The sequence below is a fragment of the bacterium genome, assembly GCA_024224155.1.
Taxonomy (GTDB): domain Bacteria; phylum Acidobacteriota; class Thermoanaerobaculia; order Multivoradales; family JAHEKO01; genus CALZIK01.
Window position 1 is genome coordinate 43183 of the sequence record JAAENP010000385.1, and the last position, 15753, is coordinate 58935.

14 protein-coding genes are annotated in these 15753 nt (G+C 65.3%); 11 read left to right on the top strand and 3 right to left on the bottom strand.

Going from position 1 to position 15753, the window contains the following annotated elements; genetic code table 11:
* Nucleotide 1: 1 nt before the first annotated feature.
* Nucleotides 2-2065 (bottom strand): tetratricopeptide repeat protein, encoded by a 2064-nt coding sequence (locus GY769_19455; protein MCP4204097.1) that lies wholly within the window; start codon nucleotides 2063-2065, stop codon nucleotides 2-4.
* Nucleotides 2066-2108: 43 nt separating this feature from the next.
* Nucleotides 2109-3194 (bottom strand): tetratricopeptide repeat protein, encoded by a 1086-nt coding sequence (locus GY769_19460; GenBank protein MCP4204098.1) that lies wholly within the window; start codon nucleotides 3192-3194, stop codon nucleotides 2109-2111.
* A gap of 173 nt (nucleotides 3195-3367) precedes the next feature.
* On the opposite strand from GY769_19460, the gene GY769_19465 reads away from it, so the two are divergent.
* Nucleotides 3368-4180, top strand: a complete 813-nt coding sequence (locus tag GY769_19465; GenBank protein ID MCP4204099.1) for an isocitrate lyase/phosphoenolpyruvate mutase family protein — start codon at nucleotides 3368-3370, stop codon at nucleotides 4178-4180.
* A gap of 10 nt (nucleotides 4181-4190) precedes the next feature.
* Here the strand turns inward: GY769_19465 and GY769_19470 are convergent, their stop codons facing one another.
* On the bottom strand, nucleotides 4191-4787 hold the full coding sequence (locus GY769_19470) for a GNAT family N-acetyltransferase (protein ID MCP4204100.1): 597 nt from the start codon (nucleotides 4785-4787) through the stop codon (nucleotides 4191-4193).
* A 120-nt stretch (nucleotides 4788-4907) separates the two neighbouring features.
* On the opposite strand from GY769_19470, the gene GY769_19475 reads away from it, so the two are divergent.
* From GY769_19475 to GY769_19520, 10 genes are all read left to right on the top strand, one after another.
* Nucleotides 4908-5441, top strand: a complete 534-nt coding sequence (locus GY769_19475) for a hypothetical protein (GenBank protein MCP4204101.1) — start codon at nucleotides 4908-4910, stop codon at nucleotides 5439-5441.
* 30 nt (nucleotides 5442-5471) lie between these two features.
* Nucleotides 5472-6644, top strand: a complete 1173-nt coding sequence (locus GY769_19480) for a hypothetical protein (protein ID MCP4204102.1) — start codon at nucleotides 5472-5474, stop codon at nucleotides 6642-6644.
* Nucleotides 6645-6658: 14 nt separating this feature from the next.
* Nucleotides 6659-7855, top strand: coding sequence for an Ig-like domain-containing protein (locus GY769_19485; protein ID MCP4204103.1), 1197 nt, complete (start codon nucleotides 6659-6661; stop codon nucleotides 7853-7855).
* A gap of 37 nt (nucleotides 7856-7892) precedes the next feature.
* A complete protein-coding gene (locus GY769_19490) occupies nucleotides 7893-8651 on the top strand; it encodes a creatininase family protein (protein ID MCP4204104.1) in 759 nt (252 codons plus the stop codon).
* A gap of 31 nt (nucleotides 8652-8682) precedes the next feature.
* On the top strand, nucleotides 8683-9459 hold the full coding sequence (locus tag GY769_19495) for an SDR family oxidoreductase (GenBank protein MCP4204105.1): 777 nt from the start codon (nucleotides 8683-8685) through the stop codon (nucleotides 9457-9459).
* Nucleotides 9460-9491: 32 nt separating this feature from the next.
* Complete coding sequence (locus GY769_19500) at nucleotides 9492-9887, top strand: RidA family protein (protein MCP4204106.1); 396 nt, start codon at nucleotides 9492-9494, stop codon at nucleotides 9885-9887.
* A gap of 71 nt (nucleotides 9888-9958) precedes the next feature.
* Nucleotides 9959-10759, top strand: a complete 801-nt coding sequence (locus GY769_19505; GenBank protein ID MCP4204107.1) for an enoyl-CoA hydratase family protein — start codon at nucleotides 9959-9961, stop codon at nucleotides 10757-10759.
* The gene (locus GY769_19510) at nucleotides 10752-11924 is read left to right on the top strand and encodes an acyl-CoA dehydrogenase family protein (protein MCP4204108.1); all 1173 of its coding nucleotides are present in this window, start codon (nucleotides 10752-10754) and stop codon (nucleotides 11922-11924) included. The genes GY769_19505 and GY769_19510 overlap by 8 nt, the downstream gene beginning before the upstream one ends.
* 4 nt (nucleotides 11925-11928) lie before the next feature.
* A complete protein-coding gene (locus GY769_19515) occupies nucleotides 11929-13371 on the top strand; it encodes an NADH:flavin oxidoreductase (protein MCP4204109.1) in 1443 nt (480 codons plus the stop codon).
* Nucleotides 13372-13461: 90 nt separating this feature from the next.
* The gene (locus GY769_19520; protein ID MCP4204110.1) at nucleotides 13462-15750 is read left to right on the top strand and encodes a bifunctional salicylyl-CoA 5-hydroxylase/oxidoreductase; all 2289 of its coding nucleotides are present in this window, start codon (nucleotides 13462-13464) and stop codon (nucleotides 15748-15750) included.
* Nucleotides 15751-15753: the final 3 nt, after the last annotated feature.

The following is a 15753-nucleotide window of genomic DNA, read 5'->3' on the forward strand; positions in this document are numbered from 1 at the left end:
GTCAGTCTCGAACCGGACTCGTATTGTTATCCGAATCGCCCGAGGCGAGGAGCCGTTCGAGCCCCGCCGCTGCCTCCTCATGTCCTGGATCGAGTACCAGAACGCGCCGGTAGGCCTTGGCTGCTTCGAGGAATCGCGTCCGGCGCTCGAGCGCGGCTCCCAGGGAATAGTGCGCGCCGGCGAAGTCGGGGAGAAGACGGGCCGCCGCGGCTAGATGAATAACCGCCTCGGCGTCGTCGCGCGTCGATAGAAGCTGTCCCAGCTTGTAGCGAGCGTCGGCCAGGTCGGGATCCGACTCCAATGCCCTGCGATAGGCGGCCTCCGCCTCCTCGAGTTGCCCACGGCTCGCCGCAACGTTCGCGAGCTGGTTGTGGGCAAAGGCGAGGTCCGGGTCGATCTCGACGGCCTCTCGCAGGTGCCGGACCCCTTCGTCCAGTCTTCCGGCCTGAGTCAACAGGTAGCCGAGTTGGTTGTGAGCCTCGGCGTCGCCCGGCTCGATCTCGAGAGCCCGCTCGAACTGCGGGATGGCGTCTGCCGTGCGGCCCGTCCGCACCAGGGCCCGGCCGAGCTGTCGGCGGGCGGGCGCGAAGTCCCCGGCGAGGGAGATCGCTCTCTCGAGCTGGGGTATCGCCGCCCTCGGGTCGCCTTCCGCGCTCAAGGTGATGCCCAGGTTGAGGTAGTTCGTGGCTCGGCTATCGATGCCCGCCGCCGCCGCCAGGGGCCAGTTGGTGATGACGGCCGCGATCAATAGAACTGCCGCGACCGGGCGCAGCGCAGACAGCTTGCGCCGTTTGACCAGCTCCCAGGTTTCGAACACCGCGGCGGCGGCGAAAAGCATGAGCAGTGGCGTCATCGGGTATCTGTACCGAGCGACCACGTAGAAAAGCACAACGCTCACCGCCATTGCGAGCAACATGCCGTAGAGAAGCCAGAGACTTCGCCAGCGCCCCCTAGTGAGCCACAGGCCCGAGAGCGCCAACGGAGCGAGAACGCCGAAGTGCCACACCGCGGCGAGCGTTGCAAGCAGACTCGAGGAGTCGCCATAGGCCTCGATGCTGTCGGTGTCGACGATTTCTCTGGCGTTCCAGAGCAAGAGCGACTTCTGAAGCATCAGCCGAAGCCAGTGCCCTGGATCCGATCGGATGTCGGCCAGTGCTCTGCCGAACCAATAGTCCGAGACTTCCTCCGCCGTCAGCTCGCGACCCGTGTCGGCTTCGGCCAGCTCTCTGGCGTCGAATCGTTCGACCCGCGCGTCGCCGCCCTGAGGCCGCAGCGGTCTATACCGGCCGTTGGCCTCGAGACTGTTGCCGATGAAGAAATTCGACCCGGCTTGCGACGTCGTGATCAGAAACGTGCCGCCCACGGCCCGATTACGCAGGCCGACCGGTACAAGAAACAGCGCGACTCCGAGAGTGAAGAGCGCCGCCCTGCGGCCGAGGGCCGCGATTCCATTTCCCCGGGACTCGACAATCAGCCAGAGTCCGATCACCGGTAGCAAGAGCATCGCATTCTCGCGCAGGAGTATCAGGCCTCCCATTGTCAGGCCCGCTACGAGCCAGGAAGCTCGGCGGCCGTTTTCGATCCCACTGAGCAGGTAGAGAAGGGCGGTCAAGAACAGGAGTCCGGCGCTGGCTTTCTGGAGCAGACCGTCGAAGAAGACCGCCGGCGGATAGAGCGCCAGCATGATCCCAGCGAGCCAACCGACCCGAGGCGCGAAGAGCCGCTTGCCCACGAGTGCCAGAAGCACGCATGCGGTTGCGCCGCCCAATGCCTGCGCCAGGCGTACGATCCCGGCTGACGGGCCCGCCAGCTTGTAAACCAGCGCCAACAGATAGGGGTAGAGCGGTGCCTGATAGAAGACTTGGCTGCCGATCCAGTCGCCAGCGACGATTTCCCGAGCCCAGGCGTCATAGCGATAGGCGTCGCCGAGAAGAACCGCGAAGAATGGCGAGCCGCGAAGCTCGGCGAAGTAGACGGCCCGAACCGCGAGAGCGAGCAGGAAGATCAGCGCCAGCGGCCAAACCGGCCGTGGCGAGTTTGTCTGTTCTGGCCTGTTGCCCGACATTCTTCGGCCCGATCAGCGCGAGGGTCGTCGTTCGGTGGGCCGCTCAGGAGCTACCATCGGCCTGACGCCGTTCCTCGTCGAGGCGTTCTTCGAGCGACCGCCGGCGCTGGGGATCCCTAGTGAGGCGAAGAGCCCTGCGCAGGCTTTTTTGGGCTTTGCGAGTCTCGCCGAGTCGAAAGTGGCACTCTGCCAACTGCTCGAAGAAGGCCGGCTCGTCGGGCTGCCGCGCGATCGCTCGCTTGAAGTGTGTCCGTGCCCGAGCAAAGCCGCCCGCGTGAAGGGCGCTCAGGCCGAGGCGAAAGTGGTGGAAAGGGTTCCGATTCAGGAATCTCTCCCGACGCCTCAGCCATTTCTTGGCATCTTCCTGGCGACCTGAGGCAAGGTAGAGCCCGGCGAGGTTCGTGGCCGCCACGGCGTTGGTCGGCTCATCTCGGAGCACTTGTAGCAAGCCGGCCTCAGCCTTGGCCGGATCTCCCGTTCTGCGATGCGCGACGGCCATGTTGATTCTGGCAGGGTTGAAGGTCCGATCCAGCTGCAGGGCCTTCTGAAAATGGACCAGAGATTTACCGGGGAAACCTTGGGTCAGCACGTCGGCGCGGACGTTGTTGTGGTAGTGCGCGCGAACTCGAGCCTCGGAGATCTGTCTGCTCGAGCGGTAGCGTCGTTCTAACCAGGGCAGGAAATCTACCCGTACGGCGCCCGTCGGGAGCTCGACCTCCGCGTACATATGCCAATGACTCACGCCTACGTCGCCGCGTTGGCTCCACCCGGTGACCTCATCGACCTCGATGAAATGAGCCTGGAGGCCCACATACCGGGCCATGGCCACGAACAAGAGCGTAAACGACAGACAGTTGCCGCTGCGGGTCTCGAAGGTACCGGCCGCCGTGTGCGTAGTGGAGTCGCTATAGGCAACGCCCAGGCCCTCGTCTGGGTCGAAGATCGCGTCCTGAAGTCCAAACAGTCGCAGATGGCGCGGTTGGTCGCGCTGAACGAGCCGATCGACAAAGGCGCGCATCTCGGCGGTCAGCTCCAGAGGATTGACTTCGGCGGCCTGCGGCTCGGCGTTCTCGCAGAAGACCGGCGTCGCCAGCACAGTTAAGAGCAAGGCGCCGACCAGAATCGCCAACGACTGTACTCGTCCGGCTCGGTTCGCTCGCAGTCTTCGGCGGTGGCCCTCTCGAGGCATTTCTAACCATGCTAGCAGGCGATCTTTCGCCCCAATGATCTACGCGGCCCAGGCCTACGCTGGATCGGCGGGAGGTGGGTGTGCCGGCTTGATAACCTCCGGCGGTGGTCTCGATGAAGCAGCAAGACAAGGCCGAGCTCTTCAGGAAACTCCATCTCGATCCCGAGATCCTGGTCCTGCCAAACACCAGTGACGTCGGAACATCGCGGCTGGTCGAGGAGGCCGATTTTCCCGCGGTCGCCACATCGAGCGCCGGAATCGCCTGGATCCTGGGCTATGCCGACGGAGAGAAGATCTCGCGGGAGGAGATGCTGTCGATGGTCCGCAGGATCGCCGACGCCGTCCAAGTTCCGGTGACCGCCGACCTCGAATCCGGCTATGGCCGAGATCCCGAGGATGTCGCCGAGACCGTTCGCCGGGCCGTGGCGGCGGGAGCGGTGGGCATGAACCTGGAAGACGCGCGGGGTGGCCAGCTGCTGGATTTCGAGCTCGCGGTCGAGCGGGTTCGCGTGGCCCGAGAGTCGGCGGGCGCAACCGGTGTGGATCTGGTCATCAACGCCCGGACCGACGGCTATCTACGGGTGGGGAACGGCCCTGAGGTCTTCGCCGAATCCGTGCGGCGCGCCAACGCCTATGGCGAAGCCGGCGCGGACTGCCTGTTCGTGCCGGGCGTTCGAGACGACGAAACCATCGCCGCCCTGGTTCGCGAGATCGACGGGCCCATCAACATCCTCGCCGGCGGTAACTGCCCACCGCTGCCGCGCCTGGAGGAGCTCGGCGTAGGCAGAGTCAGCATCGGTGGCCTGTTCTCCCTCGCCTCGGCGACGTTGGTTCGCAGGGCTCTCGATGAGCTCAAGGGGTCGGGCAACTACGGCTTCGCCCAGGACATCATCCTGCACGGCGAGATGAACGCGCTGTTCGACTGACGGCTCCGGACTAGCCGGCGTCGGGCTCGGGTGGCGCGCCGAAGAGTCGGGGCGGCCCGCCGCCGTCGGGTTTGATCGAGAAGGAGACATGGATGACTCCCGACTCGACGTTGCGATGAATGTCGAAGCCGCTGTGAAAGAAGACCTCCATCATCTTGAGGTTCTCGCCCAGAACCTCGCCGGTGAACTCCTCGACACCGGCGTTTCTGGCCACGTCGGCGAGATGGTAGAGCAGCTGGGTACCGATGCCCTTGTTCTGATGTTTGTCCACTACAGCGAAGGCGGCTTCGGCGCGCAGCGGGTCTGTGCCGCGATCGATGACGTAGCGAGCGACTCCAGCGCCCTCCTGATTGCCAGGCTTGCCCAGGATCGCTACCAGAGCCACGTGATCGATGAAGTCGACGTCGGTCAGGTAGGCGAGCTCACGATCGGTGAGGTCCTCCTTGAGCTCGAAGAACCTGAAGTAGATGGTCTCTTTGCTTACCGAGTGGAAAGCGTCCAGAAAGTGTTGTTTGTCTTCGGGGCGGATCGCACGGATGGTGAGCGGCTCGCCATCGCGCGTGACAGCGTGCGCCGAGTAGTTGCGGGCTTCGTCGGGACTCGGCATCACTGCGGATCATAGAGCCGCACCGCGCCGGTCGACAAGCCGCCGACGACGCGACGGCGCCGGCACTTGGAGTAGACTCCGGCGACTGAAACGGTCTCGAGACCTGAGGAGGAGAACAAGATGACGGCATCAGGGGAGAGGAAGAGCGTCGGACTATCGCTGGCATTGGGAATAGGCGCTCTCATAGGTGGGCTGTGGTTGCTGCTCAACGCCCAGGGCGCGAATATCCCGCAGTTCAAGGATCTCTGGCCGAGCCTGCTGGTGTTCGCCGGTGTGGCTTCGCTGGTGGACTACTTCGGCTTCAGCAAGGCGCCGCGGTCGGCGGGCTGGGCCGTGGCCTGGGTCGGTTTCGGGATTCTCGCGTTTGCCCTGACCCTCAACTACACCAGCTTCAAAAAGATCCTGGATTGGCTGCCCAGCTTCCCGATGATCCTGGGGCTTTCCTTCATCACAACCTCGATTGCGAGCAAGAAGGAGAGCACCAATCTCCTCGTGGCCGGCGTCGTTCTGTCCGCACTGGGCTTGATGGGCTACGCGGCCCGATTCGATTTTCTGAAGAAGATCCTGCCGTCGGCGCAGGTCTTTTGGGCGGTGCTGCTTGTGCTGGGTGGAATCTATCTGGTGTGGCGGACCGTATCCAAGGCGCGCCGCTAGCGACCGACAAGACGACTCGGAGGCATGTTCATGAAGAGACACATCGTATTCAGCTTCGGCCTGGCACTACTGGCGGCGGGCCTGTTGGGATCTACCGTCACCCTGGCCCAGAATTCCGAGGGGACAGAGAACGCCGAGGAGATCCGGGCCCCGGAGATCCATTCGATGAGCGCACTCGCCTTCGGCCCGGAGGGCGTCCTGTTCATCGGTGACAGCAAAGCGGGAGCGGTTCTCGCGATCGACGTCGGAGACTCCGAGCCCGGCGAGGTCAAGGACGGGCTGTCGATCAAGGACATCGAGACCAAGATCGGCGCGGCTCTGGGCACCACGGCCGACCAGGTCATGATCCACGATCTGGCGGTACATCCGGTGTCGCGCAAGGTCTATCTGGCGGTCTCACGCGGGCGCGGAAAATGGGACTCCCGCTGGCTCCTGCCCAACGACATCGCCGACGCCAGCATCCTGCTCCGAATCGAGAACGACGGTTCCATCCGGGAAGTCTCGTTGTTGGGCGTCGAGTACACCCGCGCCGCACTTGCGAACCCGGTGGACGCCGCCAAGACCCACATGTGGAAGAAAGGCATCAGCCTGCGGGCCGACACCATTACCGACATGGCCTACGCCGACGAGACCCTGTTCGTCGCCGGACTGTCCAACGAGGAGTTCGCGTCGACCATGTGGAGGATCCCGTTCCCGTTCGCGGGCGAATCCGCCGCGACCACCCTGGAGATCTTTCACGGCGCCCATGGCGCATTCGAGACTCACGCTCCGATCCGGACCTTCGTTCCATACCGGTTAAAGGGCGAGTCTCACGTCCTCGCCTCCTATCTCTGCACGCCTTTCGTGACCTTCAAAGTCAGCGATCTCGAGCCCGGCAAGCACGTCAAGGGCCGTACGATCGCGGAGTTCGGCTCGGGCAACTACCCGCTGGATATGGTCGTCTACCAGAAGAGCGGTGAGGACCGGCTCTTGATCGCCAACAGCAACCTGCCGCTGATGGTCGTCGATCCCAAGTCGATCGAGGAGTTCGAAGGCGAGATTCTGGAGGAGCCCGATACCTACCTGGCTGGGCTGAGCTATGAACCCCATTCCGGAACCGGGATTCAGCAGCTGGACCTGCTGAGCCCGGATTTCTTCGTCGCCCTTCAGCGGCTACCGGGAGGGACGCTCGATCTGGTGACGCTTCAGACCCGGCACTTCTGATTCTCGAGATCGAGATGGCTGGGAGGCGGCTCGTTGTTCGGAGTCTGCTGGGGCTGACCCTGCTCTGGGTCTCGTGCGCCCCCCTCGGCGAAGCCGGAGCCCCCGCGCCGTCACTGCGTTTCGAGGCGGTCGAGGGGAATCCCGGCTCGGGCTCCCTGGTGGTTACCGGTTTGCCACTGGCGGAGCTAAACCGATTGGACGAGGCGAGCCTGACCGTCGACCAGTGGGAACGGCTCCTGTCCCTTCGCACCGATCCGGCATGGCCCGATGGCCCGGCCGTTCTGGGGCTCTACCGCCTGGACGACTCGAGACTTCGCTTCACGCCGAGATTCCCGCTCGTTGCTGGACTCGAGTACCACGCGCGCTTCGACGGCGGGGTCTTCGACATCTTGAGCGGGCAGGCCGGCCGTGGCACGGCGAGCGAGCTGCTGAGCTTCTCGATCTCGGAGCCGAACGTCGTGCCTTCGGCGCGGGTTCTGGCTGCCTATCCTTCGGCCGACGAGATTCCGGAGAACGCTCTGCGGCTCTACCTCGAGTTCTCGGCTCCGATGGCGGCCAAGCAGGTCACCACTCACATCCATCTGTTCGACTCCACCGGGTCGGAAGTCGAGCTGCCCTTCGTAGAAATCGAGAACGGACTCTGGGACGCCCGGCAGAGGCGCCTGACCTTGTTCTTTCACCCCGGCCGGGTCAAGCGCGGCGTCGGACCCAACCTGGTCATGGGGCCGCCGATTCGAGCCGGAGAGGTCTACAGGCTGGTCGTCGATCGCGAGCTCGAGGATTCCCGTGGGCTGCCGCTGGCCGCGGGTTTCGAGAAGAGGTTTCGCGTCGGCCCCGCCGATCGCCAATCGCCGGATCCTGGCCGGTGGCAGCTGGAAGTGCCCGAATCCGCCGAGGCCCGGCTTGCGATCGTCTTTCCGGAGCCGCTCGATCGGGCGCTCCTGCTGAGACTTCTTCGAGTCGCTGGGCCGGATGGAGAAGCCGTCGAAGGCCAGGTGGTGCTTGCGGAGGACGGGACACGCTGGAGCTTCCTGCCGGCGTTGCCGTGGCGGCCGGGTGAGCACTCTGTGCAGGTTCATCCCGGGCTCGAGGATCTGGCCGGGAACTCCATCGCGCGGCGGTTCGAAGAGCGCGAGAAGACGGCCGAGCCGACGAATGGCGACCCCGGAGCTCGGAACCCAATCGAGATTCCCTTCCGGCCCTTTCCTTAGCGCGGCGCCTCGGTTTGGCGTGCTAGCCTTTTTCGCCATGCCGGTAAAGCGATTCGACGAGATGACCTGGGAGGAGGCTCGAGGGCTGAAGGGCGGTGCGGCGATCGGCGTCCTTCCCATCGGCGCGGTCGAGGCCCACGGCCCTCACCTGCCCCTCGCAACAGATCGGATCATCGCCCTGGCGATGGCGGAGAGCGGAGCCGGCCTCCTGTCAGAAGCTGGAAGGAGCGTCGTGCTCCTGCCCGCGCTCGCCTACACCTCGGCACTCTTTGCCGCCGGTTTTCCGGGGACCCTCTCGGTTCGACCCGGCGCCGTGACCGAGCTGATTGTCGATATCGGGTCCTCTTTGCGACACGGCGGCATCCGGACGCTCGCCATCGCCAACGCCCACCTCGACCCGACGCATCTGGCATCAATCCACGAGGCCGTCCGGCAGCTGGAGGCCGAAGGCGTGGTTCTCGCGTTTCCGGACCTCACCCGCAAGCCCTGGGCACCGAGGCTCACCGAGGAGTTCAGGTCGGGAGCCTGCCACGCGGGGCGCTTCGAAGGTTCGGTGGTCATGGCCGCGCGCCCGGACCTGGTCCGGGAGGACATCCAGCGGGAGCTGGCCGCGAACCCGGCGTCGCTCTCGGTGGCGATCGGCGAGGGCAAGCGGAGCTTCGAAGAGGCGCAGGGCCCGAAGGCCTACTTCGGTGATCCGGCGGCGGCGACCGCCGCCGAGGGCCGGGAAACGATCGCGGTGCTGGGCTCCATTCTGCGCGACGCCGTGATCGCGGCCGAAGCCGGTTCGTCTTGACGTGTCTTCGCCGCCCCTCTAACGTGGCACCGTGATCCTCGAGGGCAAAGGTGTCGTCATAACCGGCGGCGGACGCGGAATCGGCGCGGCGATTGCCGATCTTCTGTCCCGAGAAGGAGCCCGGATCGTGGTCAGCGCACGATCCACGGACGAGATCGAGGCAGTCGCCGCGAGCTTGCGCGCTGCCGATCGCCAGGCCTGGGCGATTCCGTGTGACGTCTCCGATCCCGACCAGATAGCGGAGCTCCACCGAGCGGCCTTGGAACGGCTCGGTCAGGTAGACGTTCTGGTGAACAACGCCGGCGTCGCGGACTCGGCACCACTCAAGGCGATTTCGCTCGAGAGCTGGAACCGGATGATGGCGGTCAACGCCACCGGTACCTTCCTCTGTACCCAGGCCTTCGTACCAGGAATGGTCGAACGGGGCTGGGGGAGGGTGGTCAACGTGGCCTCGGTCGCGGGCAAGGTCGGCGGACCGTACATGGCGGCCTATGCGGCTTCCAAGCACGCCGCCCTCGGGTTCACGCGCTCGGTTGCGGCCGAGGTCGCCACGGCCGGGGTCACCGTGAACGCCGTCTGCCCGGGCTTCGTCGACACGCCGATGACCGACGAGTCGGTCGCCCGGATCGTCACGAAGACCGGCTCCGAGGCCGCCAAGGCCAGGGAGCATCTCCAGAGAACCAGCCCCCAGAACCGTCTCATGACGCCGGAGGAGGTTGCCTTTCTGGTGCTGAGCCTGTGTGACCCGCGGGCGGGCGGTGTCAATGGCCAGGGACTGGTGCTGGACGGTGGAGCGGTGCAGTCGTGAGTGAGGACCGAGAGCGCCTCGGACAGCTTCCCATGGCAGTGATCGAGCCCGACGGCTGGAAGCTCCCGCGGGGTTACTCCAATGGAATGCTCGCACCCGAAGGCGGCAGGATTCTATTTGTTGCCGGCCAGATCGGCTGGGACGAGAATCAGCGCCTGGTCGAGGGTGGATTCGTCGCGCAGTTCGCTCGTGCTCTGGCGAATGTGGTCGCGGTCGTCAACGCGGCCGGGGGCGAAGCTGCGAACGTCGGCCGTCTCACTATCTATGTAACCGACTGCTCGGAGTATCTGGCTCAAATCAAAGACATCGGGCGAGCGTACCGAAGCCTGATGGGAAGTCACTATCCTGCCATGGCGCTGGTGGAGGTCCAGGCACTGCTCGAGCCTGGCGCCATGGTGGAGATCGAGGCCACCGCCGTGGTGAGCTGATTCCGGAGCCACTCGCGAGCAACGCCGCTGGAACCAGCAGTCTGCAAAACTATGTCGGAGACGGACACTAGATGGCGATAGACCCGCAGAGCTTTCTCTACCAGCATGATCGCGAGACCGGGGTCGCGACGGTTACGCTCAACCGGCCGGATCGGCTCAACGCCTTGACCTTCGAGGTCTACCGGGAGCTCAAGGAGGTCTTTCTCGCGCTCGACACCGAGCCCGGAGTGAGAGCCGTCCTGCTCACCGGAGCCGGGCGCGCGTTCTGCTCCGGGGGTGACGTCGAAGACATCATCGGTGAGCTCTTCGCCAAGGACTATCGCGGCCTGCTCGAGTTCACGCGCTCGACCGGCGATCTGATCCTGTCGATTCTGCGCTGCCGCCGTCCGGTTATCGGCGCCCTCAACGGCACCGTGGCTGGGGCCGGAGCGGTGATCGCCGCCGCCTGTGACATCCGGATCGCCTCCGAGCGCGCCAAGATCGCCTATCTGTTCACCAAGGTCGGCCTCTCCGGAGCCGACATGGGAGCCTCGTGGCTCCTGCCCAGAATCGTCGGCCTGGGTCGGTCGATGGAGCTCCTCATGTCGGGTGATTTCATCGACGCCCATGAGGCGCACCGAATCGGGCTCTACAACCGCGTGGTGGCGGACGACCGCCTGGCGCAGGAGGCTCGAGACTGGGCGGAGCGCCTCGCCCAGGGGCCGTCCTTCGGCCTCGAGATCACCAAGAAAATGGTGCTGCGGGAGGCCTCCATGGATCTTGAATCCGCAATGGCCGCCGAGACCGAGATCCAGGCCGCGTGTATGGAAGATCCCAACTTTCGCGAGGCCTATGATTCCTTCGTCCAGAAGCGAAAACCGCGCTTTGAGTAGGGCTGGCGATCTCGAGACCGTAGCTCCCTTCCTCGACGCCGGGCATCGGGAGACGGCGGCGGCAGCGGCGAGGTTTGCGGCCGAAAAGATCGCGCCGCTCGGGCTCTTGGACGACGACGGCGAGGCCCGCATCCAGGCCCGCGAGATTCTCGAGCTCCTGGGCACCGGTGGCTGGTGCAGGTACGCCGTGCCGGCAGCTTTCGGAGGTGTCTCCGAACGGGTCGACACGGTGGCCTGCTGCCTCATCCGCGAGATCCTCGCGGCCGTCTCTCCGCTCGCCGACTCCGTGTTCGCACTCCAGTGCCTGGGATCGTTGCCGATAGCGCTCTACGGTACGGATGAGGCTCGGCGCCGCTGGCTTCCCAGAGTCGCTGACGGCACCGCCATGGCCGGATTCGCGATGACCGAGCCCAATGCCGGCTCCGACGTTCGGGCGCTGGAGACAAGGGCCGAGCGACTGGACGACGGCTACACGATCAACGGGCTCAAGACCTTCATCACCAACGCCGGACTGGCGGATTTCTATTCGACCTTCGTCCGTACGTCGGCGGACGGTCTGTCGTGTCTGGTCGTGCCTGCCGACGCCTCCGGATTGCGATTTGTTAGCGAGCAGGTCTTGAGCGCGCCCCACCCCCTGGGCGAGATCGCCTTCGAGAACTGCCGGGTGCCGTCCTCGGCACTCGTGGGTGATGAAGGCGAAGGCTTCGAGATCGGGATGAGGACGCTGGATCGGTTGCGGGCCACGGTTGCGGCCGCGGCGTGCGGCATGGCGGCGCGGGCGCTGGAGGAGGCTCGAAGACACGCGGTCGAGCGCCAACAGTTCGGACGGCAGCTCTCGCGCTTCCAACTGACTCAGCAGAAGATCGCGCGCATGGCGACAGACCTTGCGGCATCCCGGCTCCTCACCTTTCGCGCCGCCCGGGCGGCGTTGGATGGCGACGCCGACGTCACGCTCCGTTCGGCAATGTCCAAGTATCACGCCACCGAATCGGCGCAGCGCATCGTGGACGATGCGGTACAGATCCTTGGCGGCGGCGGGGTCTTGAAGACCCACCCGATCGACCACTACTACCGCTCGGTGCGCGCGCTGCGGATCTACGAGGGGACAAGCGAAATCCAGCAGCTCATCGTGGCCCGCGAGATCCTCCGCCCAGGGCACCTCTAGTCCAGTGTGGAAGCCGCCCGAGCGGATCAAGCATTCTCAACTCTGGGCCCGCTGGCCGACAGCCGCAGAAGCCTCGAGCTCGAGGCTCTTCAGCCCGCTCCGGCTCGGCCCCGTGGAGATCGAGCAGAGAACCTGGGTACCGGCCATGGTGCCCTGGCGGGCCAGCCAAGACGGCTTCGTGACTCCGGAGATCCTGGACTGGTACGAGCGCTTCGCTCGCGGACGGCCGGGGGTCCTGGTGGTCGAAGCCACGGGCATTCGCGACATCCCGAGCGGACCGCTGCTACGGATCGGCGATGATCGGTTTGTGCCCGGCCTGCGCCGATTGGCGCGAACCGTCAAGCACTCGAGCGCGGGGCACACCCGGCTTCTCATACAGATCATCGATTTTCTGACCGTCCGCCGCCGCCCGCGGCCGGAGCAGTTCTTCGATCGCTACCTCGAGATCGAGGATCGCCACCGCCGCTCCGCCGGTTGGCCGGATTCCGACACCCGCGTGCGAGACTTCCTGAAGGGCCTCGGCGAGGAAGAGCTGGAAACGGTGCTCACTCCGAGGGAGCTCGAGTCGCTCCGCTTCGGCTACCGCGAGCGGGTCACCGACACCCACCTGGAGCACGTTCGCCGACTGCCTCGAGTTCTGCCCGGACTCTTCGCCGCCGCCGCCGGCCGGGCGCAGCAAGCGGGGTTCGACGGTGTTGAGCTGCACTTTGCGCACGCCTACACCATGGCTTCCTTTCTCTCGCGCCTGAACTCGCGCGACGACGGCTACGGAGGCTCGCTCGCGGGCCGTGTACGACTCCCGCTCGAGGTGTTCCAGGCGGTTCGCGAGCGAGTAGGGGAGAGCTTCGCGGTGGGCTGCCGCTATTTGAGCGAGGACTGTATCGAAGGCGGCAGCTCGATCGAAGACGCGACCTACTTCGGGGTCGAGTTCGCTCGCGCCGGCATGGACTTTCTGTCGCTGTCACGCGGCGGCAAGTTCGAGGACGCCCTGCAGCCCAAGATCGGCTGGGCGGTCTATCCGTACACCGGCCCCAGTGGCTATGAGTGCATGCCGACCGCCATCTCGGACCGGGCCGGTCCCTTCGGACGCAACGTACCGGCAACAGCCCGCATTCGGGCCGCGATACGCGAGGCGGGCCTGGCCACGCCCGTCGTCGTGGCCGGTGGAATCTCGACCTTCGAGCAGGCCGAGGCCATCCTCCGCCGCGGCGACGCCGACATCGTGGCTGCGGCCCGGCAGAGCCTCGCCGACCCGGATTGGTTCCGAAAGATCGGCCTCGGCCGCGGCGACGAGATTCGCCGTTGCGTCTACACCAACTACTGCGAAGGGCTCGACCAGAAACACAAACAGGTCACCTGCCAGCTCTGGGATCGTGAGAATCTCGACGAGCCCGGCGTCAGGCTGTCGAAGGACGGCAGGCGCCGGCTGATGGCGCCTGATTGGTAGGTCCCGCTGGGCGCTGCCCGACCTCTTACCGCTCGCCCGGTAGAATCGGGACAGCTGCCGACGGCAGTTCACACCATGAGAATCGTCTGCATAGGAGGAGGCCCGGCGGGACTTTACTTCGCGATCTTGATGCGCAAGGCCTTTCCGGATTCGCGGATTCGTGTGCTCGAGAGGAACCGTGCCGACGACACGTTCGGCTGGGGTGTGGTGTTCTCGGATGAAACCCTCGGAGCGTTCGAGGACGCGGACCCGGAGAGCTACGCCGAGATCACCGCCAACTTCAAGTACTGGCGTGACATCGAGACCCACCACGCCGGCGAATGCGTGATCTCGACGGGTCACGGCTTCGCCGCACTGTCGCGCAAGAAGCTCTTGCTGATTCTGCAGAGACGCTGCCGTGAGCTGGGCGTCGAGCTCGAGTTCGAACGAGAGGTGGAGAATGTGGCGGAGTTTGCCGACGCCGATCTCATCGTGGCCTCGGATGGAGTGAACAGCGCGATTCGCGAAACCTATTCCGAGCACTTCGGCGCCAAGGTCGACTGGCGCAAATGCAGGTTCTGCTGGCTCGGGACCGACAAACCACTGGGCGCGTTCACCTTCGTTTTCAAAGACACGCCGCACGGCCTGTTTCAGGTGCATGCCTATCCATTCGAATCCGGTGAAGCCGGCGCGGCCGGCGAAACCGGACTCGGGACCTGGATCGTGGAGTGCCGCGAAGAGGTCTGGCGCAGAGCCGGTCTCGATCGCGCGAGCGAAGACGACACCGTGGCGTTCTGCCAGGAGCTGTTTGCGGAATACCTCGCCGGCCACAAGTTGCTGACCAACCGATCGCTCTGGCGGTCGTTCCCGACCGTTCACTGCGATACCTGGCACAGAGGCAATCTGGTCCTTCTGGGCGATGCTGCGCACACGGCTCACTTCTCGATCGGCTCGGGCACCAAGCTCGCCATGGAAGACGCCATCCAGCTCACCGACAGCTTCCGCCGGCTCGGGATCGTCGACATTCCCGCCGCTCTGGCGCACTACGAGGAATCCCGCTGGGTGGACGTGGTCAAGCTCCAGAAAGCCGCCCAGACCAGTCTCGAATGGTTCGAGAACTCCGAACGCTACAAGACCCAGAGTCCGATCCAGTTCACTTTCAACTTGATGACTAGATCGAAACGGATCACCTACGACAACCTGAGACAGCGCGATCCGGTCTTGATCGGGCGCCTGGACGAGTGGTACCGGCAAGATGCCGGCGCGCCGGCGCCCCTCGACGGCAAGGCCCCGGCTCCGATCTTCACGCCCTACAAGCTGCGCGGCCTGGAGCTGGTCAACCGTATCGTGGTCAGCCCGATGTGTCAGTACTCGGCCGTGGACGGGGTCCCCAACGACTGGCATCTGGTCCACCTTGGCAACCGAGCCATTGGGGGCGCGGGGTTGATCATCACCGAGATGACCGACGTCGCCGCCGAGGGCCGGATCACGCTCGGCTGCGCCGGGCTCTATAAACGCGAGCACGTCGACGCCTGGGCACGAATTGTCGACTTCGTGCATGCCAACTCGGACGCCAAGATCGGCGTGCAGCTCGCTCATGCCGGCCGCAAGGGCTCGGTTCGTCACCCCTGGCTGGGAGATGACGTGCCCCTCACGGCGGCGGCGGGCGCCTGGGAGACAATCGCGCCCTCGGCGAATCCGTTTCAGCCGGACTGGCCTGCGCCCCGGGCGATGGTCCAGGCCGACATGGAGGCCGTGGCTCGTGCCTTCGTGCGTTCGACGCAGTACGCATCCGAGGCCGGATTCGATCTGATCGAGGTCCACATGGCGCACGGCTACCTGCTTTCGAGTTTCATCTCGCCACTCTCGAACCGACGGCAGGACGAGTACGGCGGCTCGCTCGAGAACCGCATGCGCTTTCCCCTGGAGGTTTTTCGCTCCATGCGTGCGGTCTGGCCGGAAGACAAGCCGATGTCGGTGCGGATATCGGCCAGTGACTGGATGGCCGACGGCTCCGGGATCACGGCCGCGGAATCGGTCGAGATCGCCAAGCTGCTGTCTCGGTCCGGCTGCGACCTTCTGGACGTGTCCTCGGGGGGCAACGTGCCCGAGTCGAGAGTCGAATACGGTCGGATGTACCAAGTGCCGTTCGCCGATCGGATCCGGCACGAAACCGGAATGCCCATAGCCGCGGTCGGGGCCCTGCTCGGAGCCGACCACGCCAACACGGTGCTCGCGGCCGGGCGGGCCGACCTTGCCGTGATGGCGCGACCGCATCTTCGGGACGCCTATCTCACCCTCCACGCCGCCGAGCGCTACGGGTACTGGCAACAGAAGTGGCCTGGCCAGTATCAGCCCGGAAAGCCGGTTCCGCCGCGTCCCAAGCGCCGCCGGCGATAGACT

Excerpts from the sequence above, each read along its gene's own strand:
- GY769_19505 (MCP4204107.1), top strand. The coding sequence starts at position 9,959 with ATGGCGATAGACCCGCAGAGCTTTCTCTACCAGCATGATCGCGAGACC.
- GY769_19470 (MCP4204100.1), bottom strand. The coding sequence starts at position 4,787 with ATGCCGAGTCCCGACGAAGCCCGCAACTACTCGGCGCACGCTGTCACG.
- GY769_19455 (MCP4204097.1), bottom strand. The coding sequence starts at position 2,065 with ATGTCGGGCAACAGGCCAGAACAGACAAACTCGCCACGGCCGGTTTGG.
- GY769_19475 (MCP4204101.1), top strand. The coding sequence starts at position 4,908 with ATGACGGCATCAGGGGAGAGGAAGAGCGTCGGACTATCGCTGGCATTG.
- GY769_19485 (MCP4204103.1), top strand. The coding sequence starts at position 6,659 with ATGGCTGGGAGGCGGCTCGTTGTTCGGAGTCTGCTGGGGCTGACCCTG.
- GY769_19500 (MCP4204106.1), top strand. The coding sequence starts at position 9,492 with ATGGCAGTGATCGAGCCCGACGGCTGGAAGCTCCCGCGGGGTTACTCC.
- GY769_19480 (MCP4204102.1), top strand. The coding sequence starts at position 5,472 with ATGAAGAGACACATCGTATTCAGCTTCGGCCTGGCACTACTGGCGGCG.
- GY769_19465 (MCP4204099.1), top strand. The coding sequence starts at position 3,368 with ATGAAGCAGCAAGACAAGGCCGAGCTCTTCAGGAAACTCCATCTCGAT.
- GY769_19490 (MCP4204104.1), top strand. The coding sequence starts at position 7,893 with ATGCCGGTAAAGCGATTCGACGAGATGACCTGGGAGGAGGCTCGAGGG.